This window comes from Saccharothrix sp. NBAS 001 (assembly GCF_056640475.1).
Genome location: NZ_CM153251.1, coordinates 1,791,530 through 1,811,933 on the forward strand (window position 1 = coordinate 1,791,530; position 20,404 = coordinate 1,811,933).

The following is a 20,404-nucleotide window of genomic DNA, read 5'->3' on the forward strand; positions in this document are numbered from 1 at the left end:
AATCCAAGGGGCAGGATTGCCCATGTGAACGACGAGCTCTGGACGATAGAAGAGCTCCCGGAGCGGGTCGCCGCGCTGCTGGCCGAGAACTACGACGGGCAGCGCAACGGCCGGGTCCGGGAGCTGCCGAACGGGCGCGCCATCCGGTGGTACACCACCATCGGCCTGGTCGACCGGCCGGCTGCTCATCGGGGGAGAACCGCCCTCTACGGGCGCAGACACCTGCTCCAGATCGTCGCGGTGAAGAAGCTCCAGGCCTCCGGACACTCGTTGGCCGAGATCCAACTGGTGATGATGGGCGCGACGGACGCGAAACTCGCGGAGCTGGCCGGCGCGCCGACCCGGACGGAGGGCTTCTGGCGGGAACGGGCGGTCGCCCCGGTCCCGTCGGAGCCGCCCGCCGGCACCGGCCATGACACTGTCAGGGTCGTGCCGACCGTCCGGCTGAACGACAGTGTCACGGTCGTGCTCGACGCCGCCGAGCGCCTCCCCGACGCCGGGGAGCTGGCCGAGATCGCGACCGCCGCGGCACCCCTGCTCGACCTGCTCGCCCGCCTGGGCCTGGCCCCGCACACCGGACCGAACACCGGAGAGGAAGACCAATGACCACCCCCATCGAGGTGATCGACGCCGCGCCCGCCGCCGGCGACGACGGCCTCGGCTGCCTGAGCACCGAGCGCGGGAACCTGCCGCTGGAAGCGGTCGACGTCCGCGCCTCGATCACCGGGCTGGCGTCGCAGACGAGCATCACCCAGACGTTCCACAACCCGCACGCGGAGCCGCTGGAGGCGACCTACATCTTCCCGCTGCCGTCCCGCTCGGCGGTGACGGCGCTGCGGATGGAGGCCGACGACCGGGTGGTCGACGGGGTGCTCAAGGAGCGGGGCGAGGCGCGTGCCGAGTACGACCAGGCGATCGCCGGCGGCAAGCGGGCGGCCATCGCGGAGGAGGAGCGGCCCGGCGTGTTCACCACCCGCGTCGGCAACGTGCTGCCCGGTGAGCGGGTGACGGTGCGGCTGACGCTGGCCGGTGCGCTGGCGTACGAGGACGACGCGGCCACCTACCGGCTGCCGCTGGTCGTCGCGCCGCGCTACATCCCGGGCACACCGCTGGCGGGCGGGCAGGTCGGCGACGGGGTGGCGGCCGACACCGACGCGGTGCCCGACGCGTCGCGGATCAGCCCGCCGGTGCTGCTGCCGGGGTTCCCGAACCCGGTGCGGCTGTCGGTGGAGGTCGAGGTCGACACGGCGGGGCTGCCGGCCGCGACACCGTCCGCGAGCCTGCACGCGACCGTGACGGAGCGGACCGCGCGCGGATTCCGGGTGAAGGTCGAGCCGGGTGCGCGGGTCGACCGCGATTTCCTGCTGCGCCTGAGGTTCGCCGACGACGCCGTGGTGCGCACCGCGCTCGCGGTGCGGCCGGACGAGGGCGGCGAGGCGGGGACGTTCGCGCTGACCGTGCTGCCGCCGAAGTCCGACCTCGCCGCGCGCGGGCGCGACGTGGTGCTGGTGCTGGACCGCTCGGGTTCCATGCACGGCTGGAAGATGGTGGCCGCGCGGCGGGCGGCCGGGCGGATCGTGGACAGCCTGACGGCGGGGGACCGGTTCGCGGTCCTCGCCTTCGACGACGTGGTGGACACACCGACCGCGCTGCCGGAGGGGCTCGTCGAGGCGAGCGACCGCCACCGCTACCGCGCGGTGGAGTTCCTGGCGGGTCTGGACGCGCGGGGCGGCACCGAGATGCTCGCGCCGCTGCGTCGCGCCGGCGAGTTGCTGGGCCGCGCCGGTGACCGGGAGCGCGTGCTGGTCCTGGTGACGGACGGCCAGGTCGGCGACGAGGACCGGCTGCTGCGGGAGCTGGCCACGCCGCTGGCCGGGGTGCGGGTGCACACGGTCGGCATCGACCGGGCGGTGAACGAGGCGTTCCTCCAGCGGCTGGCCGGCACCGCCGGCCGGTTCGAGCTGGTCGAGTCCGAGGACCGGCTGGACGAGGCGCTGCGCGGCATCCACCGCCGGATCGGTTCGCCCGTGCTGACCGGTCTGGCGGTGCACGCCGAGGGGGTCGACGTCGACTCGCTCGCGCCGTCACCGCTGCCCGATCTGTTCCACGGCGCGCCTGTGGTGGTCACCGGGCGGTACCGGGGGCGGTTGGACGGGGTGGGTTTGTCCGGCGACGGCGGGTGGCGGCAGGAGGTCTCGGCCGTGTCGAGTGACAACCCGAGCTTGTCGGCGCTGTGGGCGCGGGCGCGGGTGCGCGACCTGGAAGACCGGTACGTGGTGGGGGTGGGCGATCTGGCGGCGTTGGAACGCCGGATCGTCGCGACCTCGCTGGAGTTCGGGGTGCTGTCGCGGTTCACCGCGTTCGTGGCGGTCGACTCGCGGGTGGTCAACGAGTCCGGGGAGGTCCACCGGGTGACGCAGCCGGTGGAGTCGCCTTCGGGCTGGGAGCCCGCCGCGTTCGGCGGTGGTGGCTTCGCCGCCGCTCCCGCCGCCGCACCGGTCGCCGCGCCGTACGCGAAGCGTCGGATGCGGATGTCGTCGGATGCCTTGGCGGTGCCCAAGCCGGCCGCTTCGGCACCCCGGTTCGCCGCCGGTCCGCCACTGCCGTCCGGGCCCGCGCCGCGCCCCGTGCCGCCGCCCGCCCCGTCGCCCGTGGCCCCGTCTCCCATGAAGGAGGCGTCGCCGGCCCCGGAGACATCGGCCACGCCGGAGCCGTCGCCCCCGTGGGACACGACGCCCCCGCCGGAGACGCTCGCGGGGTTCGTGGCTCGGGAACTGGAGGCCCTGCGGGCCGTCGAGGCCGGGGGTGCGCAGGCCGCGCTGACCCGCTTGGCGGACGAGATCGTCCGTCTGGCACCGGGGTGGACCGCGGCCGGGGAGTCCTCGGACCAGGTCAGGTCGCTGACCGACTTGGCGACGGCGGTGAAGTCGGCTCTGGTGGCCGCCCGGGGGCCGGGTGCCGATCAGGCCGAGGTCGCGCGGCTGCTGGCCGGCGCGGTCGCGACCCTGGAAGGTCTCGCCACACCCCGGAAGCGGGTGCCGTTCTGGAAACGCCGATGAACGTGAGTGATGTACGACACTTTGCTTCATAGCGTGTCCGGCCTGCACCGGCGCTTACCGGAATGGGTGAATGCTTAGGCTGTTGTCGCATGTCACCGCAGGTTTGCTACTGGATGTTGCGAAATTCCCTCCTGATCATTACTCCGTTGTGCCACCATTAGCCTGTTCGTGCGGAACGAGGGGCCGCTGAACGTGACTCGGTGGAGTTGTCCGGGTCTGATGTCAAGGCTGAGCAGGTCCTCAGGGGGAGGAAGATCGCAATGTCTACGACCACCGAACGGGAATTCCTGGGCGAAGAGAGCCCGAAGGGTGCGGCGGCTTCGCCGGACACCCGGAAGGATGACCGGGAAGCCGGGCAGGACAAGGGGAATGTGGAGCACAACCACGTGCACACGCACGAGGACGGCCTGTTCGAGCCGGTGTGCACTGGGCAAGGTTGTGTCCAGAAGAAGTCAAACCCCTGATCATTAACATGTGATCGCGAAGCCCGCCGGCCGGACCTGGTCGGCGGGCTTTGTTCGGTTGTGTTCTGTGATGTCATGGTTGGGTGCCTGTGACCGTTGTTCGTGACGAGGCCGTGGTCATCCGTGAAGCGCGCGAGTTGCACCGGAGCGGGGTGGACGCGTCGTGCTCCGGTCAGCACCGTGCGGCGGTGCGGGACCTTCAGCGGGGGCTGAGCCTGGCCGACGGGATCGATCCGGCCGACCCGGAAATCCGGCAGGAGTGGCTGGTCGCCCGGATCCGGCTCTCCTCGACGCTGGCCGCGCTGACCTCGGAGACCGCGGGGCTCACCGCCGGGCTGGCCGCGCTGGACGACGTCCGCCGGCTGATCGGTCAGGTGGCCGACCCGGCGCTCCGGGCCGAGCTGTCCGGCAGCGTCGACCACAACCAGGGCCTGCTGCTCCTGCACGCCGGGCGCGCCGAGGACGGCATCGCCGTGCTGGACTCCGCGCTCGGTCACGAGGAACGCCGCCTCGCGTCCGACCCGGCCGAACCCCGGCTGGTCGAGGCGCTGGTGAAGACGCTGTGGAGTCTCGGCGCCGCGCACATCACGCTGGGTTCGGTCGGGCGGGCGCGTCAGGTCCTCGACCGGGCGGTGGCGCTGGCCACCGAGCACGGGTTGACGCCCCGGGCGGCCGACGCCAGCTACGCGCTGGGGCGGCTGGACCTGCGGATCGGTGACGTGCCGGCGGCGTTGCGGCGCTACGAGGCCAGCGAGCGCGCCTACCGCGCCCAGCGCCTCGACGTGCCGGTGCTGCTCGGCCTGCACCGGGCGCAGGCGCTGATGGCCGCCGGCCTGGCCGACGAGGCGGGCAACCAGCTCGACAGCGTGCTCCCGGTGATGCGCGCCGAGGAGAGCGTCACCCGCGACCTGGCCGACGTCGAGCTGTACCGGGCCGTCGCCGCCTACATGACCGGCGATTTCGACCTGGCGCGCGCGATGGCCGGGTCGGCTCGGCAGCGGATGCGGCGGTGGGGGTGCGAGACGTGCGTCGCGAACGCGACGCTGGTCGCGCTGCGGGTCGACACGTTCGTCGCGCTGTCCGCCGACGGGGAGCCCAAGGCCGCGTCGCGGCGGGCGTTGGCCCGGCGGGCGCTCGACTTCGCCGACGGCCTGCCCGCGCCGAGGCTCGCCGAGCAGGCGGCGCTGGCCCGGATGCTGGCCGTGCGGCTGGAGATCCGGCGCGGCGCGTTGGACGCGGCCGAGCGGGTCCTGGCGAGCGTGCCCCGGCCGGGGCGGTTGGCCCCGATCGAGTACCGGATGCTGCGCCGGCTGTGCCGGGCCGAACTCGCCGTGGCGCGCGGGCAGCACACCGCCGCGCTGTCCGAGATCCGCGCCGGTCTGACCGACCTGGACCACGTGCGCGACCGGATGGGCGGTCTGGAGCTGCTGTCCGGGACCGCCCTGCACGGCCGGGACCTGACCGATCTCGCCGTGCACCTGGTGCTCTCCGGCGGCAACCCGCGCCGGCTGTTCGCGTGGCTGGAGCGCACCCGCGCGCAGACCTACCGCTACGAGCCGCTGACCCGGTTCGACAACCCCGAACTCGCCGAGCGGATCGCCGAGATCCGCGCGCTCACCCAGTCGATCCACCAGGCCAAGCACGAGGGCCACCCGACCACCGCGCTGCGCGCCCGGCGTGCCGAGCGGATGCGCGAGGCCAACCGGCTGGGCTGGCACACCGGCCGGTGGGGGCGGTCGCGCCCGGTGGCCGGGCTCGCCGAGGTGATGGCGCAGCTGGGCGACCGGGCCCTGGTGAGCTTCGCGTCCTCGGAGGACGCGCTGGTCGCGGTCGTGGTGGTGGCCTCCGGGGTCCGGCTGGCCAGGCTGGGCTCCTCGGAGCGGGCCGGGGAAGCGGCCCGGATGCTCAACGCCGACCTCAACGCCCTGGCCCCCGACCACCTGCCGGGCCTGTTGGCCGACGTGCTGTCGGCGTCCGCGCGCAAGCAGGCCGACCTGATCGACGACCAGCTCGTCCGGCCCTTGGCGGACCTGATCGGCGAGCGCGACCTGGTGATCGTCCCGACCGGTGCGCTCTACGCGATCCCGTGGGGCGTGCTGCCGTCGTTGCACGGACGGCCGACCGTGGTCGCCCCGTCCGCGACCGCGTGGTTGGCGGCCGACCGCGCCGAACGTCGCCCGGACGGTCGCACCGTGCTGGCGCGCGGCCCCGACCTGCCGGCCGCCGTGGGCGAGATCGAGAAGCTGGGCGCGTACTACTCGACGGCAGCCCTGCTGTCCGACGACCGCGCCACGGTCGGCAACGTGCTGGAAGCGTTGAACGGCGCGGAGATCGCCCACCTCGCCGCGCACGGCGTGCACGAGCCGGAGAACGCCCTGTTCTCCCGGCTGGAGCTGGGCGACGGCCCGTTGTACGCGCACGAGGTGGCCGGTCTGCCGGACCCGCCGCGCCAGGTGGTGCTGGCCTCCTGCGAGCTGGCCCTCAACCGCATCCGGCCCGGTGACGAGCCGCTCGGCTTCGCCAGCGCGCTGCTGGCCAGCGGCTCGCACATGGTGGTGGCCCCGCTCAGCCGCGTGGGTGACCAGGCGTGCGCCGCCGCGATGGACGACTACCACCGCCTCCTGGCGGCGGGTGCCGAACCGGCGGTGGCGCTGGCCGAGGCGATCGCCGTCGACCCGCTGCGCCGTCCGTTCGTCTGCCTGGGCAGCGGCCGGCGCTGAACCGGCCGGGCCGCCGGTGCCCGGCGTCAGCGGGGGAGGTCGGCGAGTTGGCGGCGGACGGTGTCGGCGTCGGCGGTGCGGTGCTGGGACTCGTAGAGGGCCAGGGCTTGCTGCCACGCGGTGCGGGCTTCGGCGTGGTCGCCCCGGGCGAGGTGGGTGTGGGCGAGGCGGTTGAGGGTGCTGGCGGTTTCGTAGGTGTCGCCGAGTTCCCGGTACAGGGCGATGGCTTCGCGGTAGTGGCCTGCGGCTTCGTCGTGGCCGCCGGTGTGGTGGTGGATGTAGCCGAGGCTGTCGAGGGTGTTGGCCTGGCCGTCGCGGTTGTCGTGCTTGCGGTGCAGGGCCAGGGCGGCTTCGCAGTGCTCGCGCGCCCGCTCGTGGTGGCCGGTCTTCGCCTGGTACCAGCCGACCTGGTTGAGGGCGATCGCCCGGCCGATCGGGTCGTCCATCCGGTCGTGCAGCGCCAGCGCGCGCACCGCGTGGTCGAGCGCCTCGTGGTCGCCGCCGTGCATCTCCCACGCCCACGCCAGCGCCCAGTGCGTCACGGCCTGCTGGGCGGGGTCGTGGGCGGTCGACTCCAGCGCGGCGTGCAGGTGGTGCAGGGCCTCGTCGTGCCGCGCGGTCACCGAGTACTCGCGGCCCAGTTGGCGGTGGGCCTGGATGCGCGCGGTCGGGTCGGCCAGGTGGTCGGCCGAGGCCAGGGTGCACTGCCACGCGGTGACCTGGTCGGCCGAACGGCCGGTGCGCTTGTGGAAGGTCGACAGCGCCCACGCCAGGTGCCACACCGCGAGGTGCCGGCCCTCCCCGGCGGCCACCTGCTGGGCGGCCAGCAGGCACGCGTGTTCGGCTTCGAACCACGCCAGCGCGGCGCTGTCGTCGGCCAACGGCGCCGGGGTGCTGCCGGGCGCGGCGGCCTCCAGCCGGATCGGGGTGCGGTGCGGGTCCAGCAGCACGTCGCCCGCGTGCGCGGTGTGCAGGTAGAAGTCGACGGCTCGGCGCAGCGCGGCGGAGCGCTCGCCGGCCGACAGGTGCTCGCGTGCGCGGCAGGCGGCGTACTCGCGGACCATGTCGTGCATCCGGTACCGGCCCGCGCCGTCCACGTCGACCAGTGACGCCTGGTGCAGTCCGCGCAGCGCGGCGGCGACCCGCCCGGCGGGCAGGCCGGTGAGGCTCGCCGCCGCGCGCAGGTCGGTGGTCGGTCCGGGCGCGGTGCCGAGCAGCGCGAACACCGCGGCCTGCTCGGCGGGCAGCGCCCGGTAGGACCAGCGCAGCACGTCGGGCAGGCTGGCCGCCGGGTCGCCGTCGTCCAGCGCGGCCAGGCCCAGTTCGCGCAGTTCGGCCGCGGCGGCGGCCAGGCTCGCGCCGGGGTTCGACCGGGCCCGGCCCGCGATGATCCCCAGGGCCAGCGGGAACCCGCCGCAGCGCGCGATCAGCTCGGCGACCGCGTCGGGTTCGGCGGCGACGCGGTCCGCGCCGAGCCGCCGCACCAGCAGCGCCCGCGCCTCGGCGGCGGTCAGCACGTCCAGCGGCACCGGGCGCGCGCCGTGCCGGGTGACCAGGCCGGGCAGCCTGTTGCGGCTGGTCACCAGCACCACGCACGACCGGGTGCCGGGCAGCAGTGGCACGACCTGGCCGGTGTCGGCGGCGTTGTCCACCACGAACAGCACCCGGCGGTCGGCGACGGTGGTGCGCAGCAGCGCGGTCTGGGCGTGCGGTTCGACCGGGATGCGGTCGCGGTCGACGCCCAGCGCCTCCAGGAACCCGCGCACGGCCGTCGCGGGGTCGACCTGGTCGGCTTCCGGGCCGAACCCGCGCAGGTCCACGAACAGCTGACCGTCGGGGAAGCGGTGGGCGTTGCGGTGCGCCCAGTGCAGGGCCAGCCACGTCTTGCCGATGCCGCCGACGCCGGCGATGGACGAGATGACCGCGGTGCCGTCGAGGTCGTCCAGCCGGGCCAGTTCGGCGGGCCGGCCGACGAACGGTTCGGGCGCGGCGGGCAGTTGCCGGGGCACGCCCGCGCTCGGCGCGGGTCCGGGGTGCAGGCCCGGGTCGGCGGCCAGGATGCGGCGGTGCAGGTCGCGCAGCGGTTCGCCGGGGTCCGCGCCGAGGTGGTCGCGCAGCCCGACCCGGACCCGCCGGTAGTGCTCCAGCGCGTCGGCCGCCCGCCCGGCCCGGTAGAGCGCGAGCAGGTACTGGCCGGCCAGCCGCTCGTCCCAGGGGTGTTCGGCGACCAGCCCGGCGAGGTCGGCGACCAGGCCCTCGCCTCGGCCCTGCCGCAGCAGGTCGTCCACCAGGTCCAGTTCGGCGGCCAGCCGCTCCTGGCGCAGCAGGTCGCGTTCGGCGCGCGCCCAGTCGCCGTCCAGGCCGGTCAGCGGGTCGCCGTGGCACAGCTCCAGGGCCGCGACGACGTCACCGGCGTTGCGCAGCGCCCGGAACCGGTGCAGGTCCACGGCTTCGGGGCGCACGTCGAGCACGTACCCGCCGGAGCGCCACACGATCGCGGACGGGGGCAGGACCTGCCGCAGCCGGGAGATGTAGGTGGACAGGGTGGCGCGTGCCCGGGGCGGCGCGTCGACGCCCCAGACCCGTTCGACGACCCGCCCGACCGGCACCACCCGCCCGACGTCCACGGCGAGCGCCGCGAGCACGCACCGCTGCATGGCGGGCCCCAGGTCGACCGGCCCGCCGGCCGACCGCACGGCCACTTCCCCGAGCAGACAGAACTCCACCACACCTCCGCAGCGATTTCCGGACCATTGTCCTCGCCGCCTCGGCCACGGCCCGCCGCCCCGGTGGGACGGGCCGTGCGCACCCCGGTCGGGTCAGGGCGCGAACTGGGTCAGCACGACGACCTCGGACTCGTCGTGCGGGAGGTACTTGACCCGCACCACCGAACCGGGCTGGAGCTGCGCGACCGTGTTGGCCGGCACGGCCTTCTGCTGGGTCACGTCGAACATCGCCCGGTCCGGCCGGGTCACCCGCAGGGTCAGGTTCACCACGGACCGGTCGTGCCGCACCTCGCCGGTGGGCACCATGGACAGCACCACGGCCTGCGCGTCGACGCCGTGGCGGCCGATGTGCAGCTGCTGCGGGGTGACCAGGCCCTTGGCGAGCTGGACCTGGTCGAGCGCGGCCTGGAGTTCGCCCGGCGAGGCGTCGGTGGCCAGCGCCGCGCGGCCGTCGGGCAGGTAGCGGACCGGCAGCGTCGCGCCGATCTGCACCGCGGCCAGGTCGGTGAGGTCGACCAGCTGCCGGGCGGTGCCGGGCAGCGTCCGGCCGTCCGGGGTGTCGATCTCCAGCCGGATGTCCAGCTGCGGCTGGTCGTTCACGGTCAGGCCGGTGCGGGCCACCCCGACCACCCGGCCGATGCCGATCGGCGCGCCCCGCAACGACTTGGGCACGCCGCCGGTCAGCGACATGCCGCTGGTCAGCCGAGCGGTGGTGAACAACATCGGCACGCCGAACAGCAGCAGGAGCGGGCCTGCCATCCAGCCGTTGAGCCAGGCGAACTCGTCGTCGCCGGTCACGCCGTTGGCGATGTAGGCGGCGGTGCAGGCGAGACCGATCAGGAGCACGGCCCAGGCGAAGACCTTCATGGCGGGAATCCTTTCGCGACTCAAGCGAGCGGGAGGTGACGGGGTCAGGAAGGGTTGCCGAAGAAGTCGGCGGAGCCGAACGGGACGGCGGTGAGCCGGCCGTCCGGGGACAGCGCGGCCACGACCGCTCCGGCGCCGACCGCGGTGACGCCGCGCGGGCTGGTGACCGCCGCGGTGAACGAGCCGGTGCCGACCGGGATGGTGCCGACGACCTTGCCGGTGGCCAGCGACACCGCGCTGAGCTGACGGGCCGGGTCGTTCACGCCCCGGTTGTGCGCGACCAGCACCTGCTCGGACCCGGCCCCGGCGGGCGCGGTCCCGGTGACGACCAGGCCCGCCTGCTGGAACACGGTGTCGCCGACGACCGTCCGGCCGCCGTCCGAGGCGACCTTGACCAGGGTGTGGCCGGGTCCGCCGTCGGCGCGGCCGACCAGTTCGACCTGCCCGCCGGCGTACTCGGCCTGCGGGCGGGTGCCGGCCTGGGCACCCGGCGCGCCCCGCTCGGACAGCTGCCCGGCCCACGCCGCGGTGGTCCGCTGGTCGGCGGGCGTGGCGGTGGCGCTGTCCAGGGCGATCGTGGACACCCGGCCGTCGCCGCCCATGGTGACCAACCGGCGGTTCTCGGCGTCGAACCGGTAGGCCCACCGCGCGGCGATGTAGGAGGAGCCGAGCCCTTCGACGGCCGCGCCCTCGGCGACCTTCGCACCGGTGGCCAGGTCCAGCACCACCAGCCCGGAGTCGGTGGCCACGTAGGCGTAGCGCTCGCCGGCGGCCAGCACGTCGGCCTTCCAGATCAGCTCGTCCGACAGCTGGGTGTCCCACCGCAGCTCGCCGGTGCCGGCGTCGCGGGCGGCCAGCCGCACCTGGAACATGTCCTGGAACAGCAGCTGGAACATGCCGCGCGGGCCGTGCCGGGTGTAGGGCACCAGCAGCACCTCGCGGCCGTCCACGACGGCGAAGCCCAGACCGCCCTCCGCCTGGACGTCCGGTTCGGGCGTCACCAGGTAGGAACCGCCGAAGAACAGGCAGGCGAACAGGGCCAGCGGGAGGAGCAGGACCAGCGGTCCGCGCCACGACCGGCGCGGCGTCATGCCGTACGGCATGGCCGGGTAGTGCTGCGGCGGCGTCCCGTACACCGGGTCGGGCTGCGGAATCTTCATGGTGCACAGGGTGCGGCGCGGACCGGTCCTACCGATCACAGGATCGGCGCTGCCACGGCCTGCGACCAGCGCGGACGTCCGACCGGCTAGGCTCGCGGGGTGACTACTGGCGCGCGGGCGGCGGCCGGGAAGACCGCGTCGCCGAGGGGGCTGCTGATCGACCGGGCGTGGTCGCGGCTGGGTGACGCGGTCGCGCCGCTGAGCAACGAGTCGGGCCGCCCGCTGGCCCGCACGGTCAAGCTCATCCTCGACCCGCTGGTGCTGCGCCCGGTGCTGCGCCCGGAGTTCGCGGCGGGCGCGGTCGCCGCCGAGCACGCCGACGCGCTGGGCGACCGGATCGTGCGGGCCGGGCCGGTGCTGGCGGCGACCGCCGCGTGGTTCCTGGTGGTGAAGAAGGCGCGCCGGCGCGCGGGCATCACCGACGGCAACCCGCAGGACCTCTACTTCCAGCGCTGCTACGAACTCGCGACCGTGCACGGCGACCCCCGGCTGAGCCCGAACGCCGCCGACCGGGCCGCTGCGGTGCTGGCCGAGGTGCACGACCAGGACGGGCCGACCGTGGCGGGGCTGCGCGGGTTCGTGACCGACCCGGCCAACGCGACCGGGCTGGCCCGCCTGCTCGACGCCGCGTGGGCCGACCACCCCGCGCCGGCCGGTGCCGAACCGGTGGACTCCGTGCCGATCGGTGCTGTGCCCGTGGGTTCTGGGCCGGAGGGTTCTGGGCCGGTGGGTGCTGGGCGGGCGCGCCCCGCCGACTTCCTCGCCACCTGCGCCACCGACCCGGACCAGGCGCTGTTCGACGCGCTGGTCGCCGGGCGGGCGGGCGCGCGCGGCGCGGCGGAGCTGGCCGAGCCGGGCGCGGCGCGGGCGCACGGGCTGTCCGACCGGGACCGGCCCGGACGACCGGAGCTGGGCGAGACGGCGGCCAAGCAGAACCTGCCCAAACCGTTCGACCGGTCCATCGTGGAGCGGCTGTTCGTGCCGCTGACCACCGCGCACCGCGACGCGCTGGACGACGTGCCCGCGCTGGTGCGCCGGGAGATCGCCCGCTCGGCCGGGCCGTGGCAGCTCGCCGACGAGGCCGGCCGGGTGGTGATGGTGCTCGGCCGCGAAGCCGTCGCCGGGCTGTCGGGCACCGGCCCGAAAGCGGTGACCGGCGACGCGGCGGCCCGGTTGCGCGGCCGGTGGGAGCGGGAGGCGTACGTGCGCCGGGCGCAGCGGATGCCGTCGGCGGTGCCGGAGGGCGTGCGGGCCGACGTGCACGGCGTGCGCGAGGCGTACCTGCGCCGGCTGTGGGTCCGCACGCACGGCCGTGAGCTGCGCCGGGAGACCGTGCCGGCGGACGGGCTGTGGGACGTGCTCGACGGCGTGCTCCGGTCGGTGATCCTCGACCAGCGCGACCGGCTGCGCTCGGCGCTGGAACGGCGGGCCGCCGGATGAGGGTGACCAGGGGAGCGGGGATCGAGGTCGGCGGGTGGCCGCACCCGGAGCGCGCCGCGCTGCTGGAGGCGCGCGGCGCGGTGCTGGCGTGGGACGTGCTGGGCGAGGCCGCCCCGTCCGCGCGCGTGCACGACCCGGACCGCGCGGCGGACTGGCTGTGGGAGGCGTACGGGCAGGACGCGGCGGCCGGCATCCTCGGCGACGCCGCCGAGATCACCGCCGCCGCCTGGCCCGAAGGCCGCGCCCTGGCCCAGTTGAACTGGTTGGAGGCGTGGTGGCCCGCGTCCGGCGAGGCGGGCGTGCCCGCGCTGGACCCGGTGGTGCTGCGCGCCGAACGCGCCCTGGCGACCTCCGCCGTGGAACACCTGCTCGACGACGAGGACGCGACCGCGCGGGCGTTGGCGGCGGTGCCGGCGGACCCGGTCGTGGCGGGGCTGTCCGAACGGCTGGCCGCGCTCGCCGAGGACTTCGGGATCGTGCTGCCCGCGCCGGTCGCGACCCGCGCGGAGTTCGCCCTGGCCGCCGGGGACGCCGCCGGCGCGGACGGGGTGACCGTGCACAGCGGGGCCGACCCGGTCGACTGGGCGCTGGTCCCGGCGGGCGCGGTGGACGCGGCGGCCGACGCGCGGTGGGCCGTGGTCCGCCGGGGCGGGGCCACCTTCCTCGACGTGGCGGTGCCCGCCGGGCCGCGCCCGGACGTGCCTCTCGCGGGCCGGTTCGGCCCGGTCGACCTGCGGCTGGACGGGACCGACGGGCTGGGCCGGCGCACCGGGAGCGCCCCCGTGCCGCCGACCGTCCTGCTGCTGCCGCCCGCGGCGCGCCGGCTCACCGTGTACGCGCCGGAGTTCGCCGCGCCCGCCGAGGTTCCCGACGACCCGGACGCGCCGGCCCGCCGGGCGGAGATCATCGCCTACGCGCGCACCCGGCCGGACGCGCCGGACGCCACCCTCGCCGAACGGCTGGCGGGCCGCCGGTGAGCAGGTGGGCGCGGCTGAACAACGACGGCATCCACCGGTTCCAGGCCGGTGACGTCGCGGGCGCGGTCGCCGCGCTGGAAGCCGCCTTCCAGGTCGCCCGCGAGGGCGAGCGGGCGACCACCCTGGTCAACCTGGCGGCGGTGCTGGACGCGAGCGGCGACCAGGAGCGGGCGGTGCTGCGGCTCACCGACGCGCTGGCGCTCGCCGACCCGTCCACGCACGCGGTCATCCACGGCTCGCGCGCCGACGTCCTGGTCAAACTGGGCAGGCTGGACGAGGCGCGCCGGGACGTCGAACGGGGTTTCGCCACCGCCCAGCCGCACGAGGCGGTCGTGCTGCACCACGTCCGAGCCTGCCTGCTGCTGGCCGACGGCCACTTCGCCGAGGCCGAGGCGGAAGCCCTGACCTGCGCCGGGCTCGCCGCCGCGCACGCGCCGCACCTGGCCGGGCACGCGCACGCGAACCTGGCCGCCATCGCCGAGGCGGCCGGCGACCCGATCAAGGCCGCCGAGTACCGCAGGCTGGTCGACCAGCCCGGGGACGTGCGGCCGATCAGCCCGCGCTGGCACCGCTGCGGCACGTTGAACAGCCAGGGCGCGATGCTGGCGATGTCCGGCGACCGGGCGGGCGCGCTGGCCGCGTTCGAGGCCGCCTACCAGGAGACCGTCGGCTCCGACGAGGTCGAGGCGCTGGTCTGCCGGGCGGGCGTGGCGGGCAACCTGGCGGGTCTGGTCGACCCGCTGCGCTGGACCACCGAGGCGATCACGCTCGGCCGCACCGTCCTGCAACGCGTCGGCGACACCTACGGCACGGCCGGTGTGCTGGTGGGCGCGCTGGTCGCGCGCGCCCAGCACCTGCGGCAGGTGCTGCGGCCCGACGACGCCCTGGCCGACCTGGCCGAGGCCGAGCGGCTGGCCGGCGCGCAGCCGTCGATCCTCGCCGTGCGCGCGGCCGTGCTGTCCGCGAGCGGCCGGTTCGGCGAAGCGTCGCACGAGGCAGCGCGGGCACTGGACCTGGCCTACGCGTCCGCGCCGCAGTTGGCACCGTTCGTGCACGTCACCCTCGCGGGCATCGCGGACGGGACCGGCGACCGGGCGGGCAGCGCCGAGCACCTCGGGCTGGCCCGCGACCTGGCGCGGGCGACCGGTGACGTGGCGACCCGCGCGACCTCGGTGCTCGGCCTGGCCCGGCTGGCGTACCTGGAGTCGGCCAACGACCGCGCTCTGGCGCTGTACGCCGAGGCCGAGGAACTGCTGCGGGAGTCCGGCGACCAGGCGCGGCTGCTGGTGTGCCTGCACGGGCGGGCCGCCGTCGAGGTGGTGCTGGGCCGGCCGCGCGCGGCGCTGGAGATGCTCGACCGGGTGCCGCCGGGCGACTGGGCGACCGCCGTGGAGCAGATCGCCGTCCGGCAGGTGCGCGGGTCGGCGCTGGAAGGTCTGGGCGAGTACGCGGCGGCGGACGACCAGTACGGCGAGGCGGCCGACCTGGCGGAGCGGGCCGGGCTGTGGCACGTCGCGCTGGGCTGCGCGTGGTGGCGGGCGGACGCGCTGGTCCGGTGGGCGTCCACAGTGGACGGTGAAGCCCGGCGCGAGCTGAGCGGACGGGCCCTGGATCGGGCGCTGCCGGGCGCGCTGGCCGCCGAGGCGGTGCGGCAGCGGTTCGCGCACGGCCCGATGCGCGAGCAGTGGGTGGCGCTGGCGGCGGCCCCGTCGATCCGGTCCGCGTTCACCGCGCTCGCGGCGGTCGGCGACGTCGACCTGGCCGCCGCCTACATCGACCACATCGCGGGCACCGCCTCGTTGAGCCCGGCCGGGGAGACGCCGGAGGCGCCGACCGGGCGCGGCGAACTCGTGCTCCTGCCGCTGCCGCCCGAGGCCGAGGACGACCACCTCCCGTACGCGGCCTCGTTCGCGGGCAGCACCGGCGAGGACCCCGCGTTCCCGGCGACCGGGTTCGCCCTGCCGCCCAGGGTGCGGCCGGACCCGGCGGTCCCGTCCGCCCTGGACCGGTGGATCGACCTCGCCGAGCGGCGCCACGGGATCCCCGTCCGCTCGGACCAGGCGGTGGCGTCGTGGTAGCGGTGCAGGTCAAGTTCGTGGACGCGGGCGAGCTGTACGTGTCGTGGCGGTGGGAGCACGAACCCGACCGGCCGCGCGTGCAGGTGCTGCCCCGGTCGGCCGTGCAGGGCCCGCTGGCCGACCTGGCGCGCGCGACACCGTCGCCGCTGCCGGGCGAGAGCGCGCGCGACGCGCTGGTGCGCGCGCTCGCCCACGGCCCGCTGGTGGACCGCGACCGCGAGATCGAGCTGGCCACCCGGCTGGCCGGGGCGCTGCTGCCCACCGCGCTCGCGGTCGAGCTGAACGGCGTGCTCACCGCCGGCGCGCGGCCGCACCTGCGGATCAGCCCGTCGCCCTCGACGGCGCTGGTGCCGTGGGAGGCGCTGCGGGTCGACGACGGCGAGCGGACCGTCCACAACGCCGAGGTGTCCGTGCTGCCGCCCGCGACCGTGCGCAACGCGGCGGGTCGCCGGGTGTCGCCGTTCGAGGGCCCGGTGGTCGGCGTGCTCGACCCGAGGGTGCCCGGTTTCGGCGACGCGTCCGGGCTGGGCTCGGTGCTCGGCCCACCCGGACCGGAGCTGACCGCGCTGGCCGCCGGGCAGGCCCCCGGTGGTGTGCGGCGCGACGACATCGACCGGGACGTGCTCGAACACGCGCTGCGCGACGCCGGGCGGCTGCTCTACGTCGGGCACGTGACGACCGGCGGCCACGGGCTCGACGCGCGGCTGCACCTGTCGTGCGGCACGGGCACCACGGGCCGGGCCGCCCCGGTGGGCGCGCACCGCCCGCTGACCGCCGCCGACATCGCGCTGGGGCACCGGCCGGGCGCGCCCCGGCCGTGGCGCATCCCGAACCGGGTCGCCCTGGTGGCCTGCGAGAGCGGCGGCGACGCCCGCTTCGCCGAGCCGACCGGGCTGGTCGCGGCCCTGGTGCACGGCGGCGCGGAGTACGTGGTGTCGACCCGCTGGACGCTGCCGACCGACGCCGGCCTGGCCGCGCTGGTGCCCGGCTTCCCGCCCACGCCGGTGCTCGACGGCGTGGTGCTCGCGGTGGACGCGGCCCAGTCCGCGCCGGACCCGGTCGCCGCGCTCGGCGCGTGGCAGCGCGAGCGGGCCACCCGCTGGGAGCGGACCGGCGACCCGGCGTGCTCCCCGGTGGTGTGGGCGGCGTTCGGCACCGCGTGGGCCCCGCAGCGCTAGGGGCTGTTCGGGGTTCGGATCTGGGTTCGCCGCAGTGGTGGCCAATGGGCCGTTGCCGTCGCCCGCGCGACAGAGCGTGCTGCGGGTGGTGCGTCGCGCTCCGCGCCGGATGCGGTCGACGCCGCCGGGTTGCCGTCGGCGTTCGTGCCCACCCCCCGGCCAGACCACCGACAGCCCCCGGTTGCGGACGGTGCCGGACCGGATCCGGGTTCCCAGCCGGTCGGCCTCGCACCCGTCCGGACGAGGTGGCCGCCGGAGAAGGCGCACTCCTCCGAAGCCAACCGGAACTGCCTGCGCCGCCGAAGGATCACGGCCGTGATCCCGGAGAAGACCTGGCGGTCAGCTCCGCAGGGCGGGGATCTCGCGCAGGCCCGGGTCACGGGTGCGCAGCAGCCACGGCTGCGGCGCGTCGTCGGGCTCGTCGCGATCGGGCTGGATCACCGCCACGGTCAGCGCGGGCAGCCGGGGCACGCCGACCGCCACCACACCCGTGGTGGTGCCCGCGATCCACATCGTGCCGGTGTCGGCGACGTTGGCGATCACGTCCAGGTTCGGGAACGGGAACCGCACCAGCGCCGTCCCGCCCGGCAGCCGGGCCAGGCCCGCCACCTCGTGGTAGGGCTCCCACGGGAACAGCGAGACCAGGACCGGCGTCCACTCCCGCGCGGCGTGCAGGCCCGCGCCGGCCTCCCGGTACAGCCGGCCGATCCGCACCGCGCTCGGCGCGCCGAGCGCGGACACCGCCAGCAGCAGCCCGCCCACCGCCAGGCCGGGCACCGACAGCGGCCACACGCTGATCGCCGCGATCGCCGCGCCCAGCACCGCCCCGCCGGCGCTCCACACCCACGCCCGCCCGCCGAGCCGGAAGCCCCGCAGCGCCCGCCGCACCGCCGGGTCGTCCAGCGGGCGGCCCGGCACCCGCGCGAGCCGCTCGCGGGGGCGCGCCGGGCGCGGGTCCACCCGGACCCAGTCCATCCGGCACAGCCCGGCCACCCGCACCACCGCCCGACCGCGCGCGTCCGGCCCGCACAGGAACACCTCCTGCCGGTCCAGCACCAGTTCCGGCAACCCCGGCAGCGTCCCGCGCAGCACGATCGTCGCGTCGTCGAACACGATCAGCCGCTCGTCGTGGACGCCCTCCTCGTCGGCCGCGGCGGTGGCCGGGACCCGCCGCCACGGGCCGTCCAGCAGACCGTTCCGGACCGGGGCCGTCTCCACCCGGTGCATCAGCGGCCCGATCGCGAACACCAGCGCCGCCAGGCACAGCAGCGCGATCGACACCACCGTGCCGGGCGTCGCCGGCAGCAGCACGACCAGCGCGACCACGGCCGCCGCGGACACCCCGGACAGCGGTCCGGTGACCTTCGCCCCCGAGCGCAGCTCGGCCAGGATCAGCCCGGTCGACCAGTCCTGGAGGGCCGGCAGGTCGGTGCGCGGCTCCAGGTAGGCGGGTCGCATGGCGTCACCTCTCGCCGATTTCCAGCAATCCGGGCGTATCGGCCATGATCCACGATCCGGCCGGCGGCGTTCAACCGCGGTCGCGCCCGGTCAGCCGAGCCACTGCGCGCGGTCCGCGCCCCACCGGCCCGACGGGCGGCTCCACGTGGCGGGCACGCCGTCGTAGCCGACGGGGGAGCGCGCGTGCCGGAGTTCGCCGGACGGCGACGCCGTCGTGGCGACCCACGGGGCCGGGTCGTACTCCGCGCCGTCGTCGGTCGCGGGCCGCAGGTCGTGCAGCAGCCAGGACGCGGTGCCCGCCAGCGAGAGCCGCACGTGCCGCCCGCCGGTCTGCGCGCGCTCGGCCAGCCCGCGCAGCACGGCGGCGGCCAGCAGGTACCCGGTGCCGTGGTCGAGCGCCTGCGCCGGCAGCACGCCCGGCCGGTCGTCGCCCTCGACCTCGGCGATCCCGCTGCCCGCCTGCACCAGGCTGTCGAACCCGCGCCGGCCCGCGCGCGGACCGGTCCAGCCCCACGCGCACAGCTGCGCCACCACCAGGCCCGGCCGCCGCTCCAGCAGGGCGTCCGGCGCGAGGCCGTACCGGTCCAGCGCGCCCGGCCGGTAGCCGGTCACCACGACGTCGGCGGTGCTCAACAGCTCCTCGAACACGTCCCGCCGCACGGCCAGGTCCAGCACGGCGGACCGCTTGCCCAGCCCGGTGTCGGCCAGGGTGTCGACGTGCTCGGGCAGCGCCGGCGGGTCCAGCCGCAGCACGTCCGCGCCCAGCAGCGCGAGCGTCCGGGTGGCGACCGGCCCGGCGAACACCCTGGTCAGGTCCAGCACCCGGACGCCCGACGCGGGCAGCGCGGCCGGCGGCAGGCCGCGTTCGCCGCCGCCGACCAGCCGGGTCTCCACAAGCGGGTGCCGTTCGCCCGACACGCCCCGCACCGCGACGGCCAGGCCGCCCGCCGCGGACACCTCCTGCTCCACCGACGCGGCGGAGCGGGCCGCGAACACCTCGGCGACCCGGGCGACCGCCGCGTCCTGGTCACCCGGGTCGGGCACGCCCGCCGCGCCCAGCAGCCGGGCCCGGTGGTGCGGGTAGTTGGCGTGCGTGCGCACCCAGCCGTCGGCCGTGCGCCAGAACCGCGACAGGGGCGCGAACCACACCGGGGCCCGCCCGTCGATCCGCAGGTGCCGCTCGCTGACGAACGCGGTGGCCACCGCGCCCTCGTGCACCCGGACGGCGGGCGGCGGCGTCGCGTTGCGGTGGCCCAGCAGCGCGGCGGCGGCCAGCGAGCACGCGCCGACCGTCGCGCGGGCCAGTTCCCGCACCGGCAACCGGGCCGCCAGCGGTCCCCGGACCAGGTCGAACTCCACGTCGGCGGGCGGCCCGCCGAGCGCTGCCCACGCCTGCGCCGTCCCGGCGTCGTCCCTGTGCGTCACACGTCCCATCCTCCAGCACACCGCACGCCCGCTACGCCGTGCGAAACCCGCGTCCTATCCTGAATGGCGTAGTGGACGAGGGGGAGTTGCAGTGCGATACGCGGCCATCGGCGACAGCTTCACTGAGGGCGTGGGGGACGAACGCGCGGACGGCTCGTGCCGCGGCTGGGCGGACCGGGTGGCGGAAGGGCTGGCGGCCGGGCTCGGCGCGCCCGTCCAGTACGCCAACCTCGCGGTCCGGGGCCGGCTGCTGGAGCCGATCGTCACCGCGCAGCTCGACCTCGCGCTCGCGATGGACCCGCTGCCCACCATGATCACGCTCAACGGCGGCGGCAACGACATGATGCGCCCCGGCATCGACGCCGACCGGCTGGTGCGGCTCACCGAGCACGCGGTCCGGCGCTGCGCCGACGCGGGCGTGCGGCTGGTGCTGCTCAGCGGCGCGGACCCGTCGCAGCGGCTGCCGTTCGGCCGGACCATCCACCGCCGGGGCGTCGCGCTGACCCGTGCGGTGAAGGCCCTGTCCCGGCGGTACGGCCTGACCATGGTGGACGCGTTCAACGACGCCGAGGTGCGCCGGGCCGCGTACTGGTCGCCGGACCGGCTGCACCTCAACGCGGCCGGCCACAGCCGGGTGGCGTCCCTGGTGCTCACCGCGCTGGGCCGGCCGACCACGCCCGACCCGGTCGAGCACCCGGTGGTGGCCCGCAAGCTCGCCACCGAGGCGCGCTACTACCGCGAGCACGTCGGGCCGTGGCTGGCCCGCCGGCTGCGCGGCCGGTCCTCCGGCGACGACCACCCGGCCAAGCACACCGGCTGGACGTCGGTCGAGGCGCTGCCGAAGGTCTGACC

14 protein-coding genes are annotated in these 20,404 nt (G+C 76.2%); 9 read left to right on the plus strand and 5 right to left on the minus strand.

Annotation, left to right across the window (positions count from 1 at the left end; translation table 11 throughout):
* Positions 1–24: 24 nt before the first annotated feature.
* From AC0HI0_RS07890 to AC0HI0_RS07905, 4 genes are all read left to right on the plus strand, one after another.
* Positions 25–606, plus strand: coding sequence for a helix-turn-helix domain-containing protein (locus tag AC0HI0_RS07890; protein ID WP_480931612.1), 582 nt, complete (start codon positions 25–27; stop codon positions 604–606).
* On the plus strand, positions 603–3,059 hold the full coding sequence (locus AC0HI0_RS07895) for a VIT domain-containing protein (RefSeq protein ID WP_480931613.1): 2,457 nt from the start codon (positions 603–605) through the stop codon (positions 3,057–3,059). Before AC0HI0_RS07890 ends, AC0HI0_RS07895 begins: the two co-directional genes overlap by 4 nt.
* 260 nt (positions 3,060–3,319) lie before the next feature.
* Entirely contained in the window at positions 3,320–3,523 is a 204-nt protein-coding gene (locus tag AC0HI0_RS07900) for a hypothetical protein (RefSeq protein WP_480931614.1), read from the plus strand.
* A gap of 89 nt (positions 3,524–3,612) precedes the next feature.
* Positions 3,613–6,243, plus strand: a complete 2,631-nt coding sequence (locus tag AC0HI0_RS07905; protein WP_480931615.1) for a CHAT domain-containing protein — start codon at positions 3,613–3,615, stop codon at positions 6,241–6,243.
* A gap of 26 nt (positions 6,244–6,269) precedes the next feature.
* On the opposite strand, the gene AC0HI0_RS07910 is transcribed toward AC0HI0_RS07905, so the two are convergent.
* The 3 genes from AC0HI0_RS07910 to AC0HI0_RS07920 form a co-directional block, all read right to left on the minus strand.
* Positions 6,270–8,969, minus strand: coding sequence for an AfsR/SARP family transcriptional regulator (locus tag AC0HI0_RS07910; RefSeq protein ID WP_480931616.1), 2,700 nt, complete (start codon positions 8,967–8,969; stop codon positions 6,270–6,272).
* 93 nt (positions 8,970–9,062) lie between these two features.
* The gene (locus tag AC0HI0_RS07915) at positions 9,063–9,836 is read right to left on the minus strand and encodes a hypothetical protein (RefSeq protein ID WP_480931617.1); all 774 of its coding nucleotides are present in this window, start codon (positions 9,834–9,836) and stop codon (positions 9,063–9,065) included.
* Positions 9,837–9,880: 44 nt separating this feature from the next.
* Entirely contained in the window at positions 9,881–10,996 is a 1,116-nt protein-coding gene (locus tag AC0HI0_RS07920; RefSeq protein ID WP_480931618.1) for a PA2928 family protein, read from the minus strand.
* 99 nt (positions 10,997–11,095) lie between these two features.
* On the opposite strand from AC0HI0_RS07920, the gene AC0HI0_RS07925 reads away from it, so the two are divergent.
* The 4 genes from AC0HI0_RS07925 to AC0HI0_RS07940 are packed head-to-tail and all read left to right on the plus strand — an operon-like array spanning position 11,096 to position 16,669.
* On the plus strand, positions 11,096–12,436 hold the full coding sequence (locus tag AC0HI0_RS07925) for a hypothetical protein (RefSeq protein WP_480931619.1): 1,341 nt from the start codon (positions 11,096–11,098) through the stop codon (positions 12,434–12,436).
* A 2-nt stretch (positions 12,437–12,438) separates the two neighbouring features.
* Positions 12,439–13,413: a hypothetical protein gene (locus tag AC0HI0_RS07930; RefSeq protein ID WP_480931620.1), complete on the plus strand. Its 975-nt coding sequence runs from the start codon at positions 12,439–12,441 to the stop codon at positions 13,411–13,413.
* Positions 13,410–15,491, plus strand: a complete 2,082-nt coding sequence (locus AC0HI0_RS07935; RefSeq protein ID WP_480931621.1) for a hypothetical protein — start codon at positions 13,410–13,412, stop codon at positions 15,489–15,491. Before AC0HI0_RS07930 ends, AC0HI0_RS07935 begins: the two co-directional genes overlap by 4 nt.
* The gene (locus AC0HI0_RS07940; RefSeq protein WP_480931622.1) at positions 15,485–16,669 is read left to right on the plus strand and encodes a CHAT domain-containing protein; all 1,185 of its coding nucleotides are present in this window, start codon (positions 15,485–15,487) and stop codon (positions 16,667–16,669) included. Before AC0HI0_RS07935 ends, AC0HI0_RS07940 begins: the two co-directional genes overlap by 7 nt.
* 339 nt (positions 16,670–17,008) lie before the next feature.
* Here the strand turns inward: AC0HI0_RS07940 and AC0HI0_RS07945 are convergent, their stop codons facing one another.
* On the minus strand, positions 17,009–18,127 hold the full coding sequence (locus AC0HI0_RS07945) for a hypothetical protein (RefSeq protein WP_480931623.1): 1,119 nt from the start codon (positions 18,125–18,127) through the stop codon (positions 17,009–17,011).
* Between the two features lie 90 nt (positions 18,128–18,217).
* Complete coding sequence (locus AC0HI0_RS07950; RefSeq protein ID WP_480931624.1) at positions 18,218–19,552, minus strand: CoA transferase; 1,335 nt, start codon at positions 19,550–19,552, stop codon at positions 18,218–18,220.
* 91 nt (positions 19,553–19,643) lie between these two features.
* On the opposite strand from AC0HI0_RS07950, the gene AC0HI0_RS07955 reads away from it, so the two are divergent.
* A complete protein-coding gene (locus AC0HI0_RS07955) occupies positions 19,644–20,402 on the plus strand; it encodes an SGNH/GDSL hydrolase family protein (protein WP_480931625.1) in 759 nt (252 codons plus the stop codon).
* The last annotated feature ends 2 nt before the right edge of the window (positions 20,403–20,404 follow it).

Coding starts and splice junctions, on each gene's coding strand:
- AC0HI0_RS07945 (WP_480931623.1), bottom strand. CDS start 18,127: ATGCGACCCGCCTACCTGGAGCCGCGCACCGACCTGCCGGCCCTCCAG.
- AC0HI0_RS07915 (WP_480931617.1), bottom strand. CDS start 9,836: ATGAAGGTCTTCGCCTGGGCCGTGCTCCTGATCGGTCTCGCCTGCACC.
- AC0HI0_RS07900 (WP_480931614.1), top strand. CDS start 3,320: ATGTCTACGACCACCGAACGGGAATTCCTGGGCGAAGAGAGCCCGAAG.
- AC0HI0_RS07920 (WP_480931618.1), bottom strand. CDS start 10,996: ATGAAGATTCCGCAGCCCGACCCGGTGTACGGGACGCCGCCGCAGCAC.
- AC0HI0_RS07895 (WP_480931613.1), top strand. CDS start 603: ATGACCACCCCCATCGAGGTGATCGACGCCGCGCCCGCCGCCGGCGAC.